Genomic DNA, 17,897 nt, shown 5'->3' with positions numbered 1-17,897 from the left:
GCACCACGGACGTGACGGGCACGGTGAAGCTGCCGGACAACGTCGAGATGGTCATGCCGGGCGACAACATCGCCATCGAGGTGGAGCTCATCACCCCGGTCGCGATGGAGAAGGAGCTCCGGTTCGCTGTTCGTGAAGGCGGCCGCACGGTGGGCGCGGGCGTTGTGGCGGAAATCATCGCGTAGTATTCAGCCCACCAGCTCTCCGGAAGGCCCCTTGTGGGCGGTTCCGGGGAGCCGGTGGAAATCCAGTTGCAACCCATGGGGTGTGGTGGTACACACCGCGCCCCTTCGTTCCGAAGAAACGGTTCTCTGAAATCCAGGCGTTGACGGGCGTACCGCCTCACGGTTCCCAGAGGTCGTTCAAAGAGGTTCTTGCGAATGGCGACACAGAAGATCCGCATCCGGCTGAAGGCGTACGACTCGAAGCTCCTGGACCAGAGTGCTGGGGAGATCGTCGAGACGGCCAAGCGCACGGGCGCCAAGGTGGCCGGTCCGATCCCCCTGCCGACGCGCATCAACAAGTTCACCGCGTTGCGTTCGCCGCACGTGGACAAGAAGAGCCGCGAGCAGTTTGAGATCCGCACGCACAAGCGCCTGCTCGATATCCTCGAGCCGACCCAGCAGACGCTGGACGCGCTGATGAAGCTGGATCTGTCTGCCGGCGTTGACGTCGAGATCAAGTCCTAGGAAGCGGGATGGCGTCGGAGTGGTTTCACTCTGACCCCCGAGGAAAGTGCCATGGCGAAGTTTGACGTAGTCGACCTGGATTTGAAGAAGGTGTCGGAGATCGAGCTCTCCGACGAGATCTTCGGCGCCGAGCCGAACACCCACCTGTTCTATGAGGTGGCGAAGATGCAGCAGATCAACCGGCGCCGCGGCACGGTCGGGGTGAAGAACACCTCGCTCGTCAGCGGCGGCGGCAAGAAGCCCTGGAAGCAGAAGGGCACCGGCCGTGCTCGCCAGGGTTCCATCCGCGCTTCCCACTGGGTGGGCGGCGGCAAGGCGATGGCTCCCAAGGCCCGTGACTACTTCTATCGGCCTCCCCGCAAGGTCCGCCGCGGTGCCCTGCGCGCCGTGCTGTCCCTGCGCGCCCGGGAGAAGCAGCTCATCATCCTGGACGGCTTCAAGCTGGACGCCCCGAAGTCGAAGCAGGCCTTCGAGGTGCTCACCCGCCGCCTGAAGCTCCAGAACGCGCTGATCATCGACGAGCGCGGCAACACGAACCTGCACCGCAGCGTGCGCAACCTGGCGAAGTTCGACGTGCTGCCGCCCGAGGGTCTCAACCTCGAGTCCGTGCTCAAGCACTCGCACGTCGTCCTGACTTCCGCCGCCGCGAAGGCGCTTGAGGGGTCCCTGTCATGAATCTGAACGACGTCATCAAGGGCCCGCTCATCACGGAGAAGCTGGACAAGGCCCGTGAGAAGTTCCGCCAGTACTCGTTCATCGTGGACCGCAAGGCCACGAAGCACGACGTGTCCCGCGCGGTCCAGTCCCTGTTCAAGGTCACGGTGGAGGCTGTTCGCACCAACATCGTGCGTGGCAAGACGAAGCGGGTGGGCAAGAGCATCGGCCAGCGCCCCAACTTCAAGAAGGCGGTCGTCACCCTCAAGGAAGGTGACAAGATCGAACTCTTCGAAGGGGGAGCGGTCTGACGCCACTGGCGACAGATCCGCCTGAGAGGAACACACCATGGGCATCAAGAAGTACAAGCCGACAAGCGCCGCCCGCCGTCTGATGACGGTGTCCGACTTCGCGGACATCACCAAGGACTCGCCGGAGAAGGCCCTCACCGAGCCTCTCAAGCGTTCGGGTGGCCGCAACGTTCACGGCCACATCACCCGTCGTCACCAGGGTGGCGGTCACAAGCGTCGCTACCGCACCATCGACTTCAAGCGTCGTGACAAGGACGGCGTGCCGGCCAAGGTGGTCGCGGTCGAGTACGACCCGAATCGCACGGCCAACATCGCCCTCCTGCACTACGCGGACGGCGACAAGCGCTACATCCTGGCCCCCGTGGGCTTGGCCGTGGGCGACACCGTGTTCGCCGGTTCCACCGCCGACATCCGGCCGGGCAACAGCCTGCCGCTGCAGAACATCCCGGTGGGTACGGTCATCCACAACGTGGAGCTGAAGCCGGGCCGTGGCGCCCAGGTCATCCGTTCCGCGGGCACCTCCGGCCAGTTGATGGCCAAGGAAGACCGTTACGCTCAGGTCCGCATGCCTTCCGGTGCTGTGCGCAAGGTGCTCATCGAGTGCCGTGCCACCGTCGGCCAGGTGGGCAACATCGAGCACGAAATCATTCGCATCGGTAAGGCGGGTAAGAGCCGCTGGCTGGGCATTCGGCCCACCGTCCGCGGTTTGGCCATGAACCCTGTCGACCACCCGCACGGTGGTGGTGAGGGTAAGTCCGGCCAGGGTAATCCGCACCCGGTGTCTCCGTGGGGCAAGAAGACCAAGGGCCTCACCACGCGCACCAACAAGCGCACCGACAAGTTCATCGTGAGCGGCCGCCGCCAGGGCGCGCGCAGCCAGTAAGAGGATTTGAAACATGGCTCGTTCGATCAAGAAGGGTCCGTTCGTCGACGATCACCTCCTCAAGAAGATCGAGGGGATGATTGCGGCGAACAAGAAGGCGGTCGTCAAGACCTGGTCCCGGCGCTCCACGATTCTCCCTGAGTTCGTGGGTCACACCTTCGCCGTGCACAACGGCAAGAAGTTCATTCCGGTGTTCGTGACGGAGAACATGGTGGGCCACAAGCTCGGCGAGTTCGCTCCTACGCGCACCTTCGGCGGGCACTCGGCGGAGAAGAAGGTCGCCAAGGCCCCGGGCAAGTAGCCCGTACCTACGCCTGAGAGCCTGAGGAGATGACCATGGAGTCGACTGCACATCTGCGTCACCTGCGCATGAGCCCGCGCAAGCTGTCCCTCGTCGCGGCGCTCATCCGGGGCAAGCCTGTCGAGGCTGCCCTGAACATCCTGAAGTTCACCCCGCGCGCTGCTGCGCGGCCGGTGGAGAAGCTCATCAAGAGCGCCGTCGCCAACGCGACGGACCTGTCCAAGGGCCAGGTCGACGTGGATACCCTCTACGTCAAGACCATCTCCGTGGATCAGGCCGCCACCCAGCGCCGGTTCATGCCGCGCGCCATGGGGCGCGCGACGCCCATTCAGAAGAAGTCTGCCCACGTCCACGTCGTGCTGGCCGAGGCCAAGAAGTAGGACCCGTCGGGCCCTGCCCGGACGCACCAAGGAGATTCAGTTTGGGACAGAAAGTACATCCGATTGGGTTCCGGCTCGGCGTCATCAAGACCTGGGACTCCAAGTGGTTTGAGCACAAGAACTACGCTCAGTGGCTCCACGAAGACATCCGCATCCGCGAGTTCGTCAAGAAGTCGCTGAACCACGCGGGCGTGTCGAAGGTGGAGATTGAGCGCGCCGCCAACAAGGTGAAGGTCAACGTCCACACCGCGCGTCCGGGCATCGTCATCGGCAAGCGTGGCGCTGGCATCGAGACCGTCAAGAAGGACCTCCAGCAGTTCACCAAGAACGAGGTCTTCCTGAACATCGTCGAGGTCCGCAAGGCCGAGACCGACGCGCAGCTCGTGGCGGAGAACATCGCCACGCAGCTCGAGCGCCGTATCGCCTTCCGCCGCGCCATGAAGAAGGCGCTGCAGACCGCGATGAAGTTCGGGGCCAAGGGCATCCGCGTGGCCTGCTCGGGCCGCCTGGGTGGTGCCGAGATGGCCCGCTACGAGTGGTACCGCGAGGGCCGCGTGCCCCTGCACACCCTCCGCGCGGACATCGACTTCGGCTTCGCCGAGGCCAAGACGACCTACGGCAAGATTGGCTGCAAGGTCTGGATCTGCAAGGGCGAGGTCCTCCCCGGCAAGGGTGGCCAGGCCCCCATGCCCACCAACCGGTAAGACGCCCCTGTGGGGCGGGCCCTAAGAAGCCCGCCCTGCACGGAAGGCACGAAGGACATCGACCATGCTTCAGCCTGCTCGAACCAAATACCGCAAGATGCAGAAGGGCCGCATGTTCGGCTCGGCCCACCGCGGCAGCGACCTCACCTACGGTGAGTTCGGCCTGGTGAGCCTCCAGCCGGGCTGGATCACCTCGCGCCAGATCGAGGCGGCCCGTATCGCGATGACCCGCCACGTGAAGCGCGGCGGCAAGATCTGGATCCGGATCTTCCCGGACAAGCCCATCACGAAGAAGCCCGCCGAAACCCGTATGGGTACCGGTAAGGGCGGCGTGGAGTACTACGTCGCGGTCGTCAAGCCGGGACGCGTGCTCTATGAGATGGAGGGCATGACGCAGGAGATCGCCACCGGTGCGCTGAAGCTGGCGCAGGCGAAGCTGCCGGTGCTCACCAAGATCGTGCGCCGCAGCGAGCTCTCGCTGTAGTCACGCACCGCCGGGACGGGCGCTCCACCTGGTGACAGGGGAGGGCGCCCGCATCCCGCGCCGAGGAGACCAAGATGGCGACTGCGAAGGAACTGAAGGAACTGTCGACGGACGACCTGCAGAACCGCGCGAAGGAACTGCGCGATACGCTGGTCCAGGATCGGCTCAAGCGTCGGACCGGCTCGCTGGACAGCCCCGCTGAGGGCGTGCAGCACCGCCGTGATCTGGCCCGCATCCTCACCGTCCTGGGCGAAAAGGCCCGGGCCGCGAAGGCGGGGTAGTAGTAGCAGTGCATCCGCGGGCATCCGGGCTCACCCGGGTGTCCGTGGCCATCCGGGCAGAGGGTCCGGGTGCATGACAGACAGTGAGAACCAACATGGCTGAAGCGACCGAAACGCCCGCTGCCGAGACCTCCACCCGGGGTCGTCCCAAGACCCGCGTGGGCATCGTCACCTCCAACAAGATGCAGAAGACGGTGGTCGTCACCGTCCAGCGTCGTGCTCCCCACCCGAAGTACGGGAAGATCATGAGCCTGCGCGAGAAGTACAAGGCGCACGTCGAGGATCACGACTACCCGAAGAAGGTCACCATCAACGAGGGTGACCGGGTGCGCATCGCCGAGACCAAGCCCGCTTCGAAGGACAAGCGTTGGCGCGTGGTCGAGGTGTTGGAGAAGAGCAAGAACGTCTAGGTAGGTCACACCGCGTCCGTGCGCCATGAAGCGCGTGGACGGGTTCGAGCAAGAGGAGACTTCACATGATTCAGATGCAGAGTGTGCTCGATGTGGCCGACAACTCGGGCGCCAAGAAGGTGTTTTGCATCAAGGTTCTCGGCGGCTCCAAGCGCAAGTACGCCTCCATCGGCGACGTCATCGTCGTGTCGATCCGCGAGGCCCTGCCCAACTCCAAGGTGAAGAAGGGTGACGTGGCCAAGGCCGTCATCGTCCGCACCCGTCGCGAGGTGGGTCGTGCGGATGGCAGCTACATCAAGTTCGACGGCAACTCGGCGGTCCTCATCAACAAGGACCTGGAGCCCATCGGGACGCGCATCTTTGGGCCGGTCGCCCGTGAGCTGCGTGCCCGCAAGTTCATGAAGATCATCTCGCTGGCGCCCGAGGTCCTCTAAGAGGACGCAGGCCTGACGGCGAACAGCCAGAGTGAGGAAGCCATGCAGAAGCTGAAAGTCGGTGACACCATCCAGGTCATCTCCGGGTCTGAGCGCTCGGAGAAGACGCCGGCGACCAAGCGCGGCAAGGTGCTGAAGGTTGACCGGGAGGCGGGCCGCGTGACGGTCGAGGGCCTGCGCCTGGTCAAGCGCCACATGCGCAAGACGCCGCAGAGCCCCGAGGGCGGCATCATCGAGAAGCCGGGCACCATCGCGCTCTCGAACGTCCAGGTGGTCTGCGCCAAGTGTGACAAGCCGACCCGCGTCGGCATCCGCAAGGAGGGGGAGACCTCCAAGCGGTTCTGCAAGCAGTGTGACGCCCTGATTGACTAGGGGTCGGTGTTCGGGCATGTATGCGCGCCCCTTGCCCCACCCCGTGGTGGGGCAAGCGGGCGTGCACGTCCAGAGAGCTGAAATGGTTGAGTTCTCCGGGTGTTTCCACGTTCTAGACGCAGGACTGATCGGACGCGCTGGGTCCATGACGGCGCCCCGAAGCAGGGGAATGAAAGATGGCTGACGAGAAGAAGGCCGACTCGAAGGAAAAGAAGAGCAAGAAGCGCGGCAAAGAAGAAGCCAAGAAGGTTGGCTTCGCCGCGAACATCGAGGAGGGCCTGAAGGCCCGCTCGGCGCGCCTCAAGGACCGCTTCCGCGCGGAAGGCGTTCCTGCGCTGATGAAGGAACTGGGGCTCGGAAACCCCATGGAAGTGCCGCGGCTGGAGAAGATCGTCGTCAACATGGGTCTGGGCGAGGCGCTCGCCAACAACAAGATCCTGGAGTCGGCGGTGGACCAGCTGGCTGCCATCACCGGTCAGAAGCCGGTCGTGACTCGCGCGCGCAAGTCCATCGCGAACTTCAAGCTGCGCCAGGGCCAGGCCATCGGTGCCGCTGTCACGCTGCGCGGCGACCGCATGTTCGAGTTCATGGACCGCCTCATCACCGTCGCGCTGCCTCGCGTGCGTGACTTCAAGGGCGTGTCCCCCAAGGCCTTTGACGGGAAGGGCAACTACACGCTCGGCGTGCGTGAGCAGATCATCTTCCCGGAAATCAACTACGATCAGATCGAAAAGGTGAAGGGGCTCAACATCAGCTTCGTCACCACCGCCCGGAACGACGAGCAGGGCCTCGCGCTGATGCGTCACTTCGGCATGCCGTTCCGTCAGTAACCGAGCCCAGGACTCCCATCGATCATGGCCAAGCTCTCCAAGATTGCCCAGGCAAAGCGCAAGCTGAAGTTCCCCGTGCGTCAGTACAACCGCTGCGGTCTCTGCGGTCGTCCTCGCGCCTTCCTGCGCAAGTTCAAGATGTGCCGTATCTGCCTGCGTCACCGCGCCCTGCGTGGTGAGATTACCGGCGTCACCAAGTCGTCCTGGTAGGCGTTGGACCCGGAGCCCCGTCCCTGTCCTGAAGAGGGCAGGGCGGTACCCGGTTGAAGTAGAAAGAAGTAGCGGTCGTCGCGAACCCCCGGGATGGGCCCGGCAGGCGCGGTGGCCGCGAACGCGGTGTGTCCCATGGGGACCGCTGCTTTGCTTGAAGGTGCTTCATGCCGGTCAATGATCCCGTCGGCGACATGCTGACCCGCCTGCGCAACGCCTCGCGTGCGCGGCACGACAAGGTCGTCATCCCCCACTCGAAGCTCAAGGTGGAGATCGTCAAGGTCCTCAAGGACGAGGGCTACATCGGGGATTTCGCCATCCACGAGGTCGCGCCCCAGAACGAGATCACCGTCCAGCTGAAGTACGGCCCGGACCGCAGCCCGGCCATCACCGGCATTCGCCGCGTGTCGAAGCCCGGCCTGCGTCGTTACGTCGCGGTGCGCGACATCCAGCCGGTGCTCGGCGGCATGGGCATCTCCATCCTCTCCACCTCGCGCGGCATCCTGGTGGACACCGAGGCCCGGAAGCAGAAGGTCGGCGGCGAGCTGCTCTGCACGGTCTACTAGCCAGGAGCCTGGGTGAAGCGCCCCGCGAGGAGCGCGCCCCGGGCGACGACAGCACGAGGCAATCATGAGTCGGATTGGAAAACTGGCGATCAAGCTTGGTGACAAGACGAAGGTCAATGTCGCCAACCAGCAGGTCAACTTCGAAGGCCCCAAGGGCAAGCTGTCCGTCAAGCTCCCCGCCAAGGTGAAGGTGGAGGTCAAGGACGGCCAGGTGACGGTGCAGCGCGAGGATGACTCGCGTGAGGCCCGCAGCCTGCACGGCCTGACGCGGACCATCCTCGCCAACGCGGCGAAGGGCGTGTCCGCAGGCTTCGAGAGGCGTCTGGACATCCGTGGCGTCGGTTTCCGCGCGGAAGTGAAGGGCAAGGCCATTCACTTCTCGCTCGGTTACTCCCACCCGGTGGTGTTCAACCTGCCGGAGGGTGTGACGGCGGAAGTCGACAAGACCTCCCGCACCGAGGACAGCCTTCCCACGGTGGGGCTGACGCTCCGCTCGGCGGACAAGGAAGCCCTGGGCGCCACGGCGGTGAACATCCGCTCGCTGCGTCCGCCGGAGCCCTATAAGGGCAAGGGCATCAAGTACGCCGAGGAGCGCATCCGTCGCAAGGAGGGCAAGACCGGTACGACCTAGTCGTCGCCGCGTCTTCGCCGAGCATTCAACCCCGTCGGGCCTTGAGGTCTGGCGGAATCATCCGGCGGCGGAAGGCCGCATCGCCGCCGGACGGAAAAGGAAGCAGCCATGTCCAAGACTGTCGAGCAGCGCCTCAAGAGGAAGAACCGCATCCGCAAGAAGCTCTCCGGAACCACGGAGCGTCCGCGGCTGTCGGTCTACAAGAGCCTCAAGCACATCTACGCGCAGGTGGTGGACGACTCCACCGGCCGCACGCTGGCGTTCGCGTCGTCCCTGTCCAAGGAGTTGAAGGGCAAGGACGAGGGCGACAAGAAGGCCGACGCGAAGCGCGTGGGCTCCCTCATCGCGGAGAAGTGCAAGGCCGCCAACGTCGATGCGGTGGTGTTCGACCGCAACGGCTTCCCTTACCATGGGCGCATCGCCGCCGTGGCTGACGCCGCGCGCGAGGCCGGCCTGAAGTTCTAGGTACCAGAAAGGAATTCCTCAAGTGGCAACTCCGATCAATCCGAACGATCTGGACCTGACCGACCGCGTGGTGAACATCAACCGCGTGGCCAAGGTGGTGAAGGGTGGCCGCCGGTTCTCGTTCGCCGCGCTTGTCGTGGTGGGCGATGGCAACGGGCACGTGGGCGTGGGCCTGGGCAAGGCCAACGAAGTCCCCGAGGCCATCCGCAAGGGTGGCGAGAACGCGAAGAAGAACCTGTTCCGCGTTCCCCGCATGGGCCACACCATCCCGCACGAGATCCTGGGGCACTTTGGTGCCGGCTGGGTGCTCCTGAAGCCGGCCTCCGAAGGTACGGGCGTCATCGCCGGTGGTGCGGTGCGCGCGGTGCTGGAGGCGGCGGGCATCCGCAACATCCTGACCAAGAGCCAGGGTTCGCGGAATCCGCACAACGTGCTGAAGGCCACGGTGGCGGGCCTGAAGCTGCTGCGCAGCGCCGAGCAGGTCGCGCGGCTGCGTGGCAAGGACGTCGAGACCCAGAAGCTCGCGGGCGAGGCGAGGGGCTAGTCATGGCGCTCAAGGTTAAGCTGACGAAGAGCTTCTCGGGGTCTTCCGAGGACATGCTGGCCACCATCAAGGGCCTCGGTCTGAAGAAGTTCGGCGACGAGCGGCTGTTGAAGGACACCCCGGCGGTGCGCGGCATGGTGTTCAAGGTAAAGCACCTGGTCTCCCTGGAGACGGTCAGCCAGGAGGCCCCGGCGCCCAAGCGCCGCAAGCCCCGGAAGATTGTCGCCCGGGACCGCGCCCTGGAGCGCCTGGCCGCCAAGGCCAAGGCCTGAGAACTGAGGATCCAACATGAGCATCCTGACCAATCTGAAGCGCCCTGAGGGCTCCTGGCACCGCAAGAAGCGCGTGGGCCGTGGCCAGGGTAGCGGCCTGGGCAAGACGGCCGGCCGCGGCGGCAAGGGCCAGAAGGCCCGCTCCGGCAACATGCGGTTCGAGGGCTTCGAAGGCGGCCAGAGCCCGCTGCAGCGCCGCCTGCCGAAGTTCGGCTTCAACCCGCCCAACCGCACCACCTACGCGGTGGTGAACCTGGGCGACCTGGAGCACACGTTCGACGCTGGCGCCACGGTGGACGAGGCCGCGCTGAAGCAGGCGGGCCTGGTCAAGGGCCGTTATGATGGCGTGAAGGTCCTGGCCCACGGCGAGCTCGCCAAGAAGCTCACCGTCAAGGTGAACAAGGTGTCCGCGGCGGCTCGCGAGAACATCGAGAAGGCGGGCGGCTCCGTGGAGGAGCTTCCCCTGGTGGCGCACAAGCCGGAGTCGGCCGCCAAGGCCCACGCTGGCAAGGGCGTCAAGGCTCCTCGCCAGCCCCGGGCGTAGGCGTGACCGGCGGCGCGCATCACAGTGATGTGGTGCGCGCCCCCAGCCTTGTGTAGGCTTCCGCGCCCCTTTCCGGAACCGGAGAGGGGCGTTTGTTGTTGCTGGCAGAACCTCTTGAAGAGGATGGCATTACCGTGGCCCTGAACGCCTTCGCCAACGTCTTCCGCATCGCGGAGCTGCGCAGCCGGCTTGCGTACACGCTCGTGCTGCTGTCCGTCTACCGCATCGGCATCTTCATCAACACGCCGGGCGTGGACCGCTCTGCGATGAACGCGTTCATGGACGCCCAGAAACAATCGGGCGGCCTCGTGTCGCTGTTCAACCTCTTCTCCGGCGGCGCGCTGGAGCAGATGTCCATCTTCGGCCTGGGCATCATGCCGTACGTGAGCGCCTCCATCATCATCCAGCTCTTGGCGGTGGTGGTGCCCAGCCTGGAGCGCCTGCAGAAGGAAGGCGCCGCGGGCCGCCAGAAGATCAACCAGTACACGCGCTACGGAACCATCGCGCTGTCCATCGTGCAGGGCGTGGGCATCTCGCGGTGGCTGGCCTCGCTGGGCCGCTCCGACGCGGGGCAGGGCGGCTTCAACCAGGTGGTGGTACCCAACGACAACCTCTGGTTCACCTTCATGACGGTGGTCAGCCTCACGGCGGGCACGGCCTTCATCATGTGGCTGGGCGAGCGCATCACCGAGCGCGGCATCGGCAACGGCATCTCGCTCATCATCTTCGCGGGCATCGTGGCGCGCGTGCTGCCCGGCGCGAAGACGCTGCTGGACCTGACGTCGCAGGAAGTGGTGAACGTGGCCGCGGTGCTGGGCCTGCTCTTCTTCATGCTCCTCATCATCGGCGTGGTGGTCTATGTGGAGCGGGGCATGCGTCGGGTGCCCATCCAGTACGCCAAGCGCATGGCGGGCCGTCGCATGTTCGCGGGCCAGGCCACGTACTTCCCCATGAAGGTGAACGCCTCGGGCGTGATTCCCCCCATCTTCGCCGGCGCGGTGCTGTCCTTCCCGGCGACGCTGGGCGCGTGGTTCCCCTTCCTGCAGGGCTTCCAGCGCAGCATCGAGGGCAACCTCTGGGTCTACAACGGCCTGTTCGTGCTGCTGGTGGTGTTCTTCTCCTACTTCTACACGGCGCTCACCTTCCGGCCGGATGACGTGGCGGACAACATCAAGAAGCAGGGTGGCTACATCCCCGGCATCCGCCCGGGCCGTCAGACGGCGGAGTTCATTGAGCGCACGCTCAACCGCCTCACGTTCGGTGGCGCCATCTACCTGGCCATCATCTGCGTGATTCCGTCCGTCATCAGCAGCGTGCTCGGGGTGCAGTTCACCTTCGGCGGCACGGCGCTCCTCATCGTGGTGGGCGTGGCGCTGGACACGGTGCAGCAGATTGAGGGCCACCTCATCAGCCGCAACTACGAAGGCTTCGCGGGTCCGCGCGGTCCGCGCATCCGCGGCCGGGTTCGCGTGGCGGCCTGACAGCGGTCGGTTGTGTTCCGGGCGCCTCTCCCCAATGGTGGGGAGGGGCGCCTCGTCGTTCAAGGGTGGACGTAGGTACAAAGGAGCGACATGAACCTCATCCTCTTGGGGCCGCCGAACGCCGGGAAGGGAACCCAGGCGAAGAAGCTCTACGCGGACTTCCAGATCCCGCAGATCTCCACCGGCGACATCCTGCGCAAGGCCGTGAAGGATGGCACGCCGCTGGGCAAGGTGGCCGGGCCGCTGATGGCCGCGGGGCAGTACGTCCCGGACGACGTCGTCATCGGCATCGTGGAGGAGCGGCTGAAGGAGCCGGACGTAGCCCAGGGCTTCGTGCTTGACGGCTTTCCCCGCACCCCGGGACAGGCGGACGCGCTGGACCGGATGCTGGAGCGGTTGGGCAAGCAGCTGAACGCGGTCGTGTCGCTCGAGGTCCCTCACTCGACGCTGGTCGAGCGTGGCTCCGGCCGGCGCGTGTGCCCCAATGACGGGTCCGTCTTCCACGTCACCCAGAGCCCGCCGAAGCGCGCGGGCCTGTGCGACAAGTGCAGCACGGAGCTCGTGCAGCGTCCGGATGACACGCCGGAGGTCATCGAGAAGCGCCTGCAGAAGTACGACGCCGAGACGTCCCCTCTGAAGAACTTCTACGCGAAGAAGGGGCTGCTCAAGAGCGTGGACGGCGTCGGGTCTCCGGAGGGCATCTACGAGGAGATCAAGAAGGCCGCTGGCCGTCCTGCCTGAGCCTGGGGCAGCCAGTGAGGCGAGGGCAGGGCCGGTCTGGACTGCCGCCCCACCGTTCATGGGTTCCCGACAGAGCAGCGGGCTGGTAGGGAAAGGGGCGCATGAACCCGGTGGAGATCAAGAGCCCGGATGAGATTGCCCTGATGCGGGAAGCGGGGCGGATCGTCTGTGAGATCCTGGACGAACTGGAGAAGGCAGTGGCCCCCGGTGTCTCCACCTGGGATTTGGACGCCCTGGCGGAGCAGCTCATCGCCAAGAAGGGCGCCCGGTCGGCGTTCAAGGGCTACCACGGCTTTCCGGGTGTCCTCTGCGCCTCCGTGAACCAGGAGGTCGTCCATGGCATCCCCAACCGGAAGCGGCGGTTGGTGGCGGGGGACCTGATGAAGCTGGACTTCGGGGTGGTCTACCGCGGCTTCTTCGGGGACTCCGCGCGGACGGTGCCGGTAGGGAAGGTGACGCCAGAGGCCCAGGCCCTGGTGGACGTTACCCGGCAGTCCCTGGAGAAGGCCATCCAGGCGATGCAGCCGGGCAACCGGATTGGCGACATTGGTCACGCGGTGCAGAACCACGTGGAGGCGCGGGGGTTCTCCGTGGTCCGGGACTTCACGGGGCACGGGATTGGCCGGAAGCTGCACGAGCCGCCGCAGGTGCCCAACTACGGGCAGGCGGGGTCAGGGATGAAGCTGCGGCCAGGCATGGTCCTGGCTGTGGAACCAATGGTGAACCAGGGGACGCCCGACGTGGAGGTCCTGGAGGACGAGTGGACGGCCGTCACTGTGGACGGCAAGTTGTCCGCCCACTTCGAGCACACCATCCTGATCTCAGAGCGGGGGCCGGAAGTGCTGACCCGGCGTCGATGAGGGCCCCCGGCCACAGGGTGAAATAGGGTGATGTCAGAAGGTGTTGATAGAGGTCCAGATTTCAGATCGCGCGGCGCTTGCTACTTACGGACCAAAGTGTTATCCCGCCGCGCTTCCAGAAGGTTCGTGGTCCGGGAAGAAGGTTGACGCTTGCCGAAGGATGATTCCATCGAAGTCGAGGGGACCGTTATGGAGCCCCTACCGAACGCGATGTTCCGCGTGGTGCTGGACAACGGCCACAAGGTGCTCGCGCACATCTCGGGTAAGATGCGGATGCACTTCATCCGTATCCTTCCGGGCGACAAGGTGAAGGTCGAGTTGTCGCCGTATGACCTGACCCGTGGACGGATCACGTACCGGGCCAAGTAATTCGCGCCGGCCGCCTGTGCGGACCGGCTGTTGTGCTTTTCTCCGCTGAAGGAAGGAAGTTCGCTCCATGAAGGTTCGGGCGTCCGTCAAGAAGATCTGCGACAAGTGCAAGGTTGTTCGCCGTAAGGGCATCGTGCGCGTCATCTGCGCTTCCAACCCCCGGCACAAGCAGCGCCAGGGCTAGAGAGTCCCCAGGGACTCTTCAGCCTCAGACCAACTCCACAACAAGGAAGACCGAAGATGGCTCGTATCGCCGGCATCGATCTGCCGCCCAACAAGCGTGCGGTGATCTCGCTTCAGTACATCTACGGGATCGGTAACAAGACCGCGCACGACATCATCGAGGCGGCGGGCATCGATCTCACCACCCGGACCAAGGACCTCACCGAGGACCAGGCTCGAAAGATCCGCGAGATCATCGAGGCCAACTACAAGGTCGAGGGTGACCTCCGGCGCGAGGTGACCATGAACATCAAGCGGCTGATGGACCTGGGTTGCTACCGGGGTCTGCGTCACCGCAAGGGTCTTCCGGTCCGCGGCCAGCGCACCCACACCAACGCGCGCACCCGCAAGGGTCCCAAGCGCGGCATCGTTCGCGCGAAGCCGGCCGCTCCGGCCCGCTAAACCCTCTGGCGCCCGCTGCCTCGCTTCGTGTGAGGCGCGGGCGTTGATCACCTACTCCCAGGAGCAGCGATTCACATGGCTGACGAGATCAATACCGCCGCCGCGCCGGCCGGTGCCGAGGGTGGCGAGACCCCTGCGGCGAAGAAGAGCAAGCGCAAGGGTAAGAAGAACATCCTCAACGGCGTGGTCCACATCCAGTCCACGTTCAACAACACCATCATCACGATCACGGACGTGTCCGGGAACGTGATCTCCTGGTCGTCGGCCGGGGCGCGCGGCTTCAAGGGCAGCCGCAAGTCCACGCCGTTCGCGGCGCAGGTGGCCGCTGGCGACGCCGCGGCGAAGGCGATGGAGCACGGCCTGAAGACCGTGACGGTGTTCGTGAAGGGTCCGGGCGCGGGCCGTGAGTCGGCGCTGCGCGCGCTGGCCGCCGCCGGCCTGAAGATCAGCCTCATCCGCGACGTGACGCCCATCCCGCACAACGGCTGCCGTCAGCCCAAGCGCCGCCGCGTCTAATTACCGCTTCGGGCCGGGGACCCGCCTCGCGGCGGGCCCGGCTCCAGACCATCTGCAAGGAGAGTTTCCGTGGCTCGTTATACCGCGAGCGCCTGCCGTATCTGCCGGCGCGAGAACCTGAAGATGTACCTCAAGGGCGACCGTTGCTACACGGACAAGTGCGCCATCGAGCGCCGCCCCTATCCCCCCGGTCAGCACGGCCAGGGCCGCGTGAAGTTCTCCGGCTACGGCGTGCAGCTGCGCGAGAAGCAGAAGGTCAAGCGCATGTACGGCCTGCTCGAGAACCAGTTCCGCGGGTACTACCACCGCGCGTCCGCGGCCAAGGGCAAGACGGGTGAGAACCTGCTGCAGCAGCTGGAGCTCCGCCTGGACAACGTGGTGTTCCGCATGGGTTTCGCGGACACGCGCAACGAGGCGCGCCAGCTGGTGCGTCACGGTCACTTCCAGGTCAACGGCCGCCGGGTGAACATCCCGTCGTTCTCCGTGAAGCCGGGCAGCGCAGTGGAAGTGGTGGAGAAGAGCCGCAAGGTGCTCCGCATCTCCGAGGCGCTGGAGACGGTGGACCGCCGTGGCGTTCCCCAGTGGATTGACCTGGACAAGAAGTCGTTCAAGGGCACGGTCAAGACGGTCCCGAACCGCGAGGACCTGACCATGCCCATCCAGGAGCAGCTCATCGTCGAACTGTACTCGAAGTAAGCAGGGATGCAGGGCCCGCTTCGGTGGGCCCCTCCCGCGGTGGGCGCCCTGGCCGACAAGGCCGGGGCGTTGTCGCTTTGTCGCCTGTCGTTTCGCCTGGAGGCCGCGTTCTGCGCGCGCCGGGCGAGGTTGTTAGCAGTCCCCCCCGCGTGCCCGTCCTCCCGTCAATCTGGCGGGGAAGTGGGTGATGGCGCACGACCAGAGGAGCAGTCCCCATGGCCGACACGTTTGTTGCGAAGAACTGGCGCGACCTCATCAAGCCGCGCCGCATGGAAGTGGACCAGGACTCGCTGAGCCCCACGTACGGCAAGTTCGTGGCGGAGCCGCTGGAGCGCGGCTTCGGGACGACGCTGGGCAACTCGCTGCGGCGGGTGCTGTTGTCGTCGCTGCAGGGCGCGGCCATCACCTCCGTGAAGATTGAGGGCGTGGACCACGAGTTCACGACCATCCCCGAGGTGGCCGAGGACGTCACGGACGTCGTGTTGAACCTGAAGGAGGTCCTCCTCCGGATGCACACGAACGAGACGAAGACGCTGCGCATCGAGGTGGAAGGCCCCAAGGAAGTGAAGGCGGGCGACCTCATCGCGGACCAGGACGTCGAAATCCTGAACCCGGGTCACCACATCTGCACCGTGTCCGAGGGTGGCAAGGTGCGCATGGAGTTGATGTGCCGCCGCGGCCGTGGCTACGTGCCGGCGTCCACGAACAAGGTGGCGGGCGCGCCCATCGGGACCATCCCCATCGACTCGCTCTTCTCGCCCATCCGCAAGGTGAACTACCAGGTCACCAACGCGCGCGTCGGTCAGGTCACGGACTTCGACAAGCTGTCGCTCGAGGTCTGGACGGACGGCTCCGTGGTGCCGCAGGACGCGGTGGCGTACGCGGCGAAGATCATCAAGGAGCAGCTCACGGTGTTCGTGAACTTCGACGAGACCGAGGAGCCGGTCGTCGCCGAGGCGCCGAAGGAAGAGGCCAAGCTCAACGAGAACCTGTTCCGCTCGGTGGACGAGCTGGAGCTGTCGGTGCGTTCGGCCAACTGCCTGCAGCAGGCGAACATCAAGTCCATCGGTGACCTGGTCCAGCGCACCGAGGCGGAGATGCTCAAGACGAAGAACTTCGGCCGCAAGTCTCTGAAGGAGATCAAGGAGATCCTCGCGGAGATGGGTCTGTCCCTGGGCATGAAGCTGGAGAACTGGCCGCCGAAGAACGCGCCGGCTCCCGCGGCCCCCAAGGCCTGAAGCGTCGTTGTTTCCTGAAGCACCTGCCTTGGCATCCCACCGACACGGCTTCACGGTGGCGCGAAGGCAGGGGGCCCTGTGGTACACAGGGCCCGATTCAACGGCGGCCCCCGGTGTCGGGGCCGTCCTTCCCACCCGGTACCTGATACGGCCGGAGTGGTGGGGTTCTCAAGAAGAGACCCCGGAGCACGCGCATGCGCCACAAGGTCGGACAAAGGAAGCTGCACCGCACCACGAGCCACCGTCTCGCGATGCTGAACAACATGGTCACGTCCCTGCTGGAGCACGGGGCCATCCGCACCACCGTTCCCAAGGCGAAGGAAGTCCGTCCGCTGGCCGAGCGCATCATCACGCTCGCCAAGCGCGGTGGCCTGTCCAACGTGCGCCTTGCTGCCCGCACCGTGAAGGACCGCACGGTCCTCCAGAAGGTGTTCAGCGAGTACAAGGAGCGTTACGCGTCCCGTCCGGGTGGCTACACCCGCATCGTGCGCCTGGGCTTCCGCCGGGGCGACGCCGCGGAGATGGCCCTCATCGAGCTGGTGGACCGTCCCGCGAAGGCCCCGGCCGCCGCTGAGACGACCGAGGCTCCCGCCGAGGCGAAGTCCGAGGGTTGAGCCGTTCCCCGTGCCCGGGTCTCACGTGAGTGAGGCCCGGACGGGCTGAAGAAGCACCGAGGGCGCCTTCCTGCTTCAGGAGGGCGCCCTTCGTGTTTCCGGCGTCTGGAGGGGCGCGCCCCGCGGCGGGCTACTTCTTCGGCGCGAGGAGGCGCTGCCACTCCTCCTGGAGGGAAGGCGTGAGGTCGGCCTTGTCATCCGCGCTCTTCATCGTCAGCGCCTGGAAGCGCAGGTCCGCGGGCGCGGCGCCGCCGGTCTTCCCCAGGAGCTGTTTGGGCGTGATGGTGACGAAGTTGCCGGGCTGCACCTCCGCCACCACCGCCTTGTACTCGTTGTTCACGGTGATGATGACGTCGCGCCAGACGTCCTTGCTCTCGTTCCAGATGGTGACGGAGGGCCGGTCCAGCTTGTCGCTGAGCACCAGGCGCGCGTCCATGTCACCGGTGTCCAGGGATCTGCCCGGGCACGCGATGCCGAAGCTGGCGACGGACAGAACGAGCCAGCCCGCGACGATGCCGGCCTTGTACTTGAAGAAGCGGTTGCTCGCGCGGAAGTCCGCGAACTGCTCCTTCAGGATGGAGAAGGCGTTGAGGACGACGTTGGACGTCTCCGCGGCAACGCGCTTGCCCAGGGGGCCTTCCGGCTTCGCCTTCTCCAGCGGGGCCATGCGGGCGGCGCTCACGGCGCGCATGCCAGGGCTCGTGGCCGCACGAGGCTGGGTGCCGGGATTGGACGGCGTCCGGGGCGGCGGGGTGCTGGGAGGGGCGGGTTTGCGCGCGTCGCTCATCGGAGG

General features: G+C 65.6%; 31 protein-coding genes and 1 pseudogene. 31 read left to right on the top strand and 1 reads right to left on the bottom strand.

Annotated features, from left to right (window positions below):
- The 31 genes and pseudogenes from tuf to rplQ all read left to right on the top strand — a co-directional run.
- Window positions 1–185: pseudogene (gene tuf, locus D7V77_RS03225) on the top strand (elongation factor Tu); the annotation flags it as partial.
- A 195-nt stretch (window positions 186–380) separates the two neighbouring features.
- Window positions 381–689, top strand: a complete 309-nt coding sequence (rpsJ, locus tag D7V77_RS03220; RefSeq protein WP_120574791.1) for a 30S ribosomal protein S10 — start codon at window positions 381–383, stop codon at window positions 687–689.
- 51 nt (window positions 690–740) lie between these two features.
- A complete protein-coding gene (gene rplD / locus D7V77_RS03215) occupies window positions 741–1,364 on the top strand; it encodes a 50S ribosomal protein L4 (protein WP_120574790.1) in 624 nt (207 codons plus the stop codon).
- Window positions 1,361–1,654: a 50S ribosomal protein L23 gene (locus D7V77_RS03210; protein ID WP_120574789.1), complete on the top strand. Its 294-nt coding sequence runs from the start codon at window positions 1,361–1,363 to the stop codon at window positions 1,652–1,654. Before rplD ends, D7V77_RS03210 begins: the two co-directional genes overlap by 4 nt.
- Window positions 1,655–1,691: 37 nt before the next feature.
- On the top strand, window positions 1,692–2,537 hold the full coding sequence (gene rplB, locus D7V77_RS03205; protein WP_120574788.1) for a 50S ribosomal protein L2: 846 nt from the start codon (window positions 1,692–1,694) through the stop codon (window positions 2,535–2,537).
- 13 nt (window positions 2,538–2,550) lie between these two features.
- Complete coding sequence (gene rpsS, locus D7V77_RS03200; protein ID WP_014395864.1) at window positions 2,551–2,838, top strand: 30S ribosomal protein S19; 288 nt, start codon at window positions 2,551–2,553, stop codon at window positions 2,836–2,838.
- Window positions 2,839–2,873: 35 nt separating this feature from the next.
- Complete coding sequence (gene rplV / locus D7V77_RS03195) at window positions 2,874–3,218, top strand: 50S ribosomal protein L22 (protein WP_014395865.1); 345 nt, start codon at window positions 2,874–2,876, stop codon at window positions 3,216–3,218.
- Between the two features lie 41 nt (window positions 3,219–3,259).
- The gene (gene rpsC / locus D7V77_RS03190; RefSeq protein WP_120523546.1) at window positions 3,260–3,922 is read left to right on the top strand and encodes a 30S ribosomal protein S3; all 663 of its coding nucleotides are present in this window, start codon (window positions 3,260–3,262) and stop codon (window positions 3,920–3,922) included.
- A 64-nt stretch (window positions 3,923–3,986) separates the two neighbouring features.
- Window positions 3,987–4,406, top strand: coding sequence for a 50S ribosomal protein L16 (gene rplP, locus D7V77_RS03185; protein WP_014395867.1), 420 nt, complete (start codon window positions 3,987–3,989; stop codon window positions 4,404–4,406).
- A gap of 74 nt (window positions 4,407–4,480) precedes the next feature.
- Window positions 4,481–4,687 (top strand): 50S ribosomal protein L29, encoded by a 207-nt coding sequence (gene rpmC, locus D7V77_RS03180; RefSeq protein ID WP_014395868.1) that lies wholly within the window; start codon window positions 4,481–4,483, stop codon window positions 4,685–4,687.
- An 83-nt stretch (window positions 4,688–4,770) separates the two neighbouring features.
- Window positions 4,771–5,097 (top strand): 30S ribosomal protein S17, encoded by a 327-nt coding sequence (gene rpsQ, locus D7V77_RS03175; protein ID WP_169821648.1) that lies wholly within the window; start codon window positions 4,771–4,773, stop codon window positions 5,095–5,097.
- Between the two features lie 65 nt (window positions 5,098–5,162).
- The gene (gene rplN / locus D7V77_RS03170; RefSeq protein ID WP_014395870.1) at window positions 5,163–5,531 is read left to right on the top strand and encodes a 50S ribosomal protein L14; all 369 of its coding nucleotides are present in this window, start codon (window positions 5,163–5,165) and stop codon (window positions 5,529–5,531) included.
- A gap of 42 nt (window positions 5,532–5,573) precedes the next feature.
- The gene (rplX, locus tag D7V77_RS03165; protein WP_120574787.1) at window positions 5,574–5,903 is read left to right on the top strand and encodes a 50S ribosomal protein L24; all 330 of its coding nucleotides are present in this window, start codon (window positions 5,574–5,576) and stop codon (window positions 5,901–5,903) included.
- Window positions 5,904–6,079: 176 nt separating this feature from the next.
- Entirely contained in the window at window positions 6,080–6,733 is a 654-nt protein-coding gene (gene rplE, locus D7V77_RS03160) for a 50S ribosomal protein L5 (protein ID WP_014395872.1), read from the top strand.
- A gap of 24 nt (window positions 6,734–6,757) precedes the next feature.
- Window positions 6,758–6,943 (top strand): type Z 30S ribosomal protein S14, encoded by a 186-nt coding sequence (locus D7V77_RS03155; RefSeq protein ID WP_014395873.1) that lies wholly within the window; start codon window positions 6,758–6,760, stop codon window positions 6,941–6,943.
- Window positions 6,944–7,110: 167 nt separating this feature from the next.
- Window positions 7,111–7,509 (top strand): 30S ribosomal protein S8, encoded by a 399-nt coding sequence (gene rpsH, locus D7V77_RS03150; RefSeq protein WP_120552131.1) that lies wholly within the window; start codon window positions 7,111–7,113, stop codon window positions 7,507–7,509.
- A gap of 64 nt (window positions 7,510–7,573) precedes the next feature.
- On the top strand, window positions 7,574–8,140 hold the full coding sequence (rplF, locus tag D7V77_RS03145; RefSeq protein ID WP_120574786.1) for a 50S ribosomal protein L6: 567 nt from the start codon (window positions 7,574–7,576) through the stop codon (window positions 8,138–8,140).
- A 108-nt stretch (window positions 8,141–8,248) separates the two neighbouring features.
- Entirely contained in the window at window positions 8,249–8,605 is a 357-nt protein-coding gene (gene rplR / locus D7V77_RS03140) for a 50S ribosomal protein L18 (RefSeq protein WP_120567151.1), read from the top strand.
- A 22-nt stretch (window positions 8,606–8,627) separates the two neighbouring features.
- Window positions 8,628–9,149, top strand: coding sequence for a 30S ribosomal protein S5 (gene rpsE / locus D7V77_RS03135; RefSeq protein ID WP_014395877.1), 522 nt, complete (start codon window positions 8,628–8,630; stop codon window positions 9,147–9,149).
- A gap of 2 nt (window positions 9,150–9,151) precedes the next feature.
- Window positions 9,152–9,421: a 50S ribosomal protein L30 gene (rpmD, locus tag D7V77_RS03130; RefSeq protein WP_120532358.1), complete on the top strand. Its 270-nt coding sequence runs from the start codon at window positions 9,152–9,154 to the stop codon at window positions 9,419–9,421.
- 16 nt (window positions 9,422–9,437) lie between these two features.
- Window positions 9,438–9,965, top strand: coding sequence for a 50S ribosomal protein L15 (gene rplO, locus D7V77_RS03125; protein ID WP_014395879.1), 528 nt, complete (start codon window positions 9,438–9,440; stop codon window positions 9,963–9,965).
- A 134-nt stretch (window positions 9,966–10,099) separates the two neighbouring features.
- A complete protein-coding gene (gene secY, locus D7V77_RS03120) occupies window positions 10,100–11,446 on the top strand; it encodes a preprotein translocase subunit SecY (RefSeq protein ID WP_120574785.1) in 1,347 nt (448 codons plus the stop codon).
- A 90-nt stretch (window positions 11,447–11,536) separates the two neighbouring features.
- Complete coding sequence (locus D7V77_RS03115; RefSeq protein WP_120574784.1) at window positions 11,537–12,187, top strand: adenylate kinase; 651 nt, start codon at window positions 11,537–11,539, stop codon at window positions 12,185–12,187.
- Between the two features lie 101 nt (window positions 12,188–12,288).
- On the top strand, window positions 12,289–13,047 hold the full coding sequence (map, locus tag D7V77_RS03110) for a type I methionyl aminopeptidase (protein WP_120574783.1): 759 nt from the start codon (window positions 12,289–12,291) through the stop codon (window positions 13,045–13,047).
- A 150-nt stretch (window positions 13,048–13,197) separates the two neighbouring features.
- A complete protein-coding gene (gene infA, locus D7V77_RS03105) occupies window positions 13,198–13,416 on the top strand; it encodes a translation initiation factor IF-1 (RefSeq protein WP_002614803.1) in 219 nt (72 codons plus the stop codon).
- 67 nt (window positions 13,417–13,483) lie between these two features.
- A complete protein-coding gene (gene rpmJ, locus D7V77_RS03100; RefSeq protein ID WP_002633586.1) occupies window positions 13,484–13,600 on the top strand; it encodes a 50S ribosomal protein L36 in 117 nt (38 codons plus the stop codon).
- Between the two features lie 56 nt (window positions 13,601–13,656).
- The gene (rpsM, locus tag D7V77_RS03095) at window positions 13,657–14,040 is read left to right on the top strand and encodes a 30S ribosomal protein S13 (RefSeq protein WP_014395883.1); all 384 of its coding nucleotides are present in this window, start codon (window positions 13,657–13,659) and stop codon (window positions 14,038–14,040) included.
- Between the two features lie 75 nt (window positions 14,041–14,115).
- Window positions 14,116–14,556 (top strand): 30S ribosomal protein S11, encoded by a 441-nt coding sequence (gene rpsK / locus D7V77_RS03090; RefSeq protein ID WP_014395884.1) that lies wholly within the window; start codon window positions 14,116–14,118, stop codon window positions 14,554–14,556.
- A 69-nt stretch (window positions 14,557–14,625) separates the two neighbouring features.
- Window positions 14,626–15,252: a 30S ribosomal protein S4 gene (gene rpsD / locus D7V77_RS03085; RefSeq protein WP_120574782.1), complete on the top strand. Its 627-nt coding sequence runs from the start codon at window positions 14,626–14,628 to the stop codon at window positions 15,250–15,252.
- 215 nt (window positions 15,253–15,467) lie between these two features.
- Window positions 15,468–16,490 carry a DNA-directed RNA polymerase subunit alpha gene (locus D7V77_RS03080; RefSeq protein WP_120574781.1) on the top strand — a complete coding sequence of 341 codons (1,023 nt, stop codon included), beginning with the start codon at window positions 15,468–15,470 and terminating at the stop codon, window positions 16,488–16,490.
- A 194-nt stretch (window positions 16,491–16,684) separates the two neighbouring features.
- A complete protein-coding gene (rplQ, locus tag D7V77_RS03075; protein ID WP_014395887.1) occupies window positions 16,685–17,104 on the top strand; it encodes a 50S ribosomal protein L17 in 420 nt (139 codons plus the stop codon).
- A gap of 130 nt (window positions 17,105–17,234) precedes the next feature.
- Here rplQ and D7V77_RS03070 read toward each other — a convergent pair whose 3' ends face one another.
- Window positions 17,235–17,795 (bottom strand): hypothetical protein, encoded by a 561-nt coding sequence (locus tag D7V77_RS03070; RefSeq protein WP_120598105.1) that lies wholly within the window; start codon window positions 17,793–17,795, stop codon window positions 17,235–17,237.
- Window positions 17,796–17,897: the final 102 nt, after the last annotated feature.

Source organism: Corallococcus sp. CA041A (genome assembly GCF_003612075.1).
Classification (GTDB): domain Bacteria; phylum Myxococcota; class Myxococcia; order Myxococcales; family Myxococcaceae; genus Corallococcus; species Corallococcus exiguus.
Note: the sequence above shows the minus strand (reverse complement) of the source record. Positions and strands in the feature narration are given on the sequence as shown.

Coding starts and splice junctions, on each gene's coding strand:
- rpsJ (WP_120574791.1), top strand. CDS start 381: ATGGCGACACAGAAGATCCGCATCCGGCTGAAGGCGTACGACTCGAAG.
- rplD (WP_120574790.1), top strand. CDS start 741: ATGGCGAAGTTTGACGTAGTCGACCTGGATTTGAAGAAGGTGTCGGAG.
- D7V77_RS03210 (WP_120574789.1), top strand. CDS start 1,361: ATGAATCTGAACGACGTCATCAAGGGCCCGCTCATCACGGAGAAGCTG.
- rplB (WP_120574788.1), top strand. CDS start 1,692: ATGGGCATCAAGAAGTACAAGCCGACAAGCGCCGCCCGCCGTCTGATG.
- rpsS (WP_014395864.1), top strand. CDS start 2,551: ATGGCTCGTTCGATCAAGAAGGGTCCGTTCGTCGACGATCACCTCCTC.
- rplV (WP_014395865.1), top strand. CDS start 2,874: ATGGAGTCGACTGCACATCTGCGTCACCTGCGCATGAGCCCGCGCAAG.
- rplP (WP_014395867.1), top strand. CDS start 3,987: ATGCTTCAGCCTGCTCGAACCAAATACCGCAAGATGCAGAAGGGCCGC.
- rpmC (WP_014395868.1), top strand. CDS start 4,481: ATGGCGACTGCGAAGGAACTGAAGGAACTGTCGACGGACGACCTGCAG.
- rplN (WP_014395870.1), top strand. CDS start 5,163: ATGATTCAGATGCAGAGTGTGCTCGATGTGGCCGACAACTCGGGCGCC.
- rplX (WP_120574787.1), top strand. CDS start 5,574: ATGCAGAAGCTGAAAGTCGGTGACACCATCCAGGTCATCTCCGGGTCT.
- rplE (WP_014395872.1), top strand. CDS start 6,080: ATGGCTGACGAGAAGAAGGCCGACTCGAAGGAAAAGAAGAGCAAGAAG.
- D7V77_RS03155 (WP_014395873.1), top strand. CDS start 6,758: ATGGCCAAGCTCTCCAAGATTGCCCAGGCAAAGCGCAAGCTGAAGTTC.
- rpsH (WP_120552131.1), top strand. CDS start 7,111: ATGCCGGTCAATGATCCCGTCGGCGACATGCTGACCCGCCTGCGCAAC.
- rplF (WP_120574786.1), top strand. CDS start 7,574: ATGAGTCGGATTGGAAAACTGGCGATCAAGCTTGGTGACAAGACGAAG.
- rplR (WP_120567151.1), top strand. CDS start 8,249: ATGTCCAAGACTGTCGAGCAGCGCCTCAAGAGGAAGAACCGCATCCGC.
- rpmD (WP_120532358.1), top strand. CDS start 9,152: ATGGCGCTCAAGGTTAAGCTGACGAAGAGCTTCTCGGGGTCTTCCGAG.
- rplO (WP_014395879.1), top strand. CDS start 9,438: ATGAGCATCCTGACCAATCTGAAGCGCCCTGAGGGCTCCTGGCACCGC.
- D7V77_RS03115 (WP_120574784.1), top strand. CDS start 11,537: ATGAACCTCATCCTCTTGGGGCCGCCGAACGCCGGGAAGGGAACCCAG.
- map (WP_120574783.1), top strand. CDS start 12,289: ATGAACCCGGTGGAGATCAAGAGCCCGGATGAGATTGCCCTGATGCGG.
- rpmJ (WP_002633586.1), top strand. CDS start 13,484: ATGAAGGTTCGGGCGTCCGTCAAGAAGATCTGCGACAAGTGCAAGGTT.
- rpsM (WP_014395883.1), top strand. CDS start 13,657: ATGGCTCGTATCGCCGGCATCGATCTGCCGCCCAACAAGCGTGCGGTG.
- rpsK (WP_014395884.1), top strand. CDS start 14,116: ATGGCTGACGAGATCAATACCGCCGCCGCGCCGGCCGGTGCCGAGGGT.
- D7V77_RS03080 (WP_120574781.1), top strand. CDS start 15,468: ATGGCCGACACGTTTGTTGCGAAGAACTGGCGCGACCTCATCAAGCCG.
- rplQ (WP_014395887.1), top strand. CDS start 16,685: ATGCGCCACAAGGTCGGACAAAGGAAGCTGCACCGCACCACGAGCCAC.
- D7V77_RS03070 (WP_120598105.1), bottom strand. CDS start 17,795: ATGCGCGCCGTGAGCGCCGCCCGCATGGCCCCGCTGGAGAAGGCGAAG.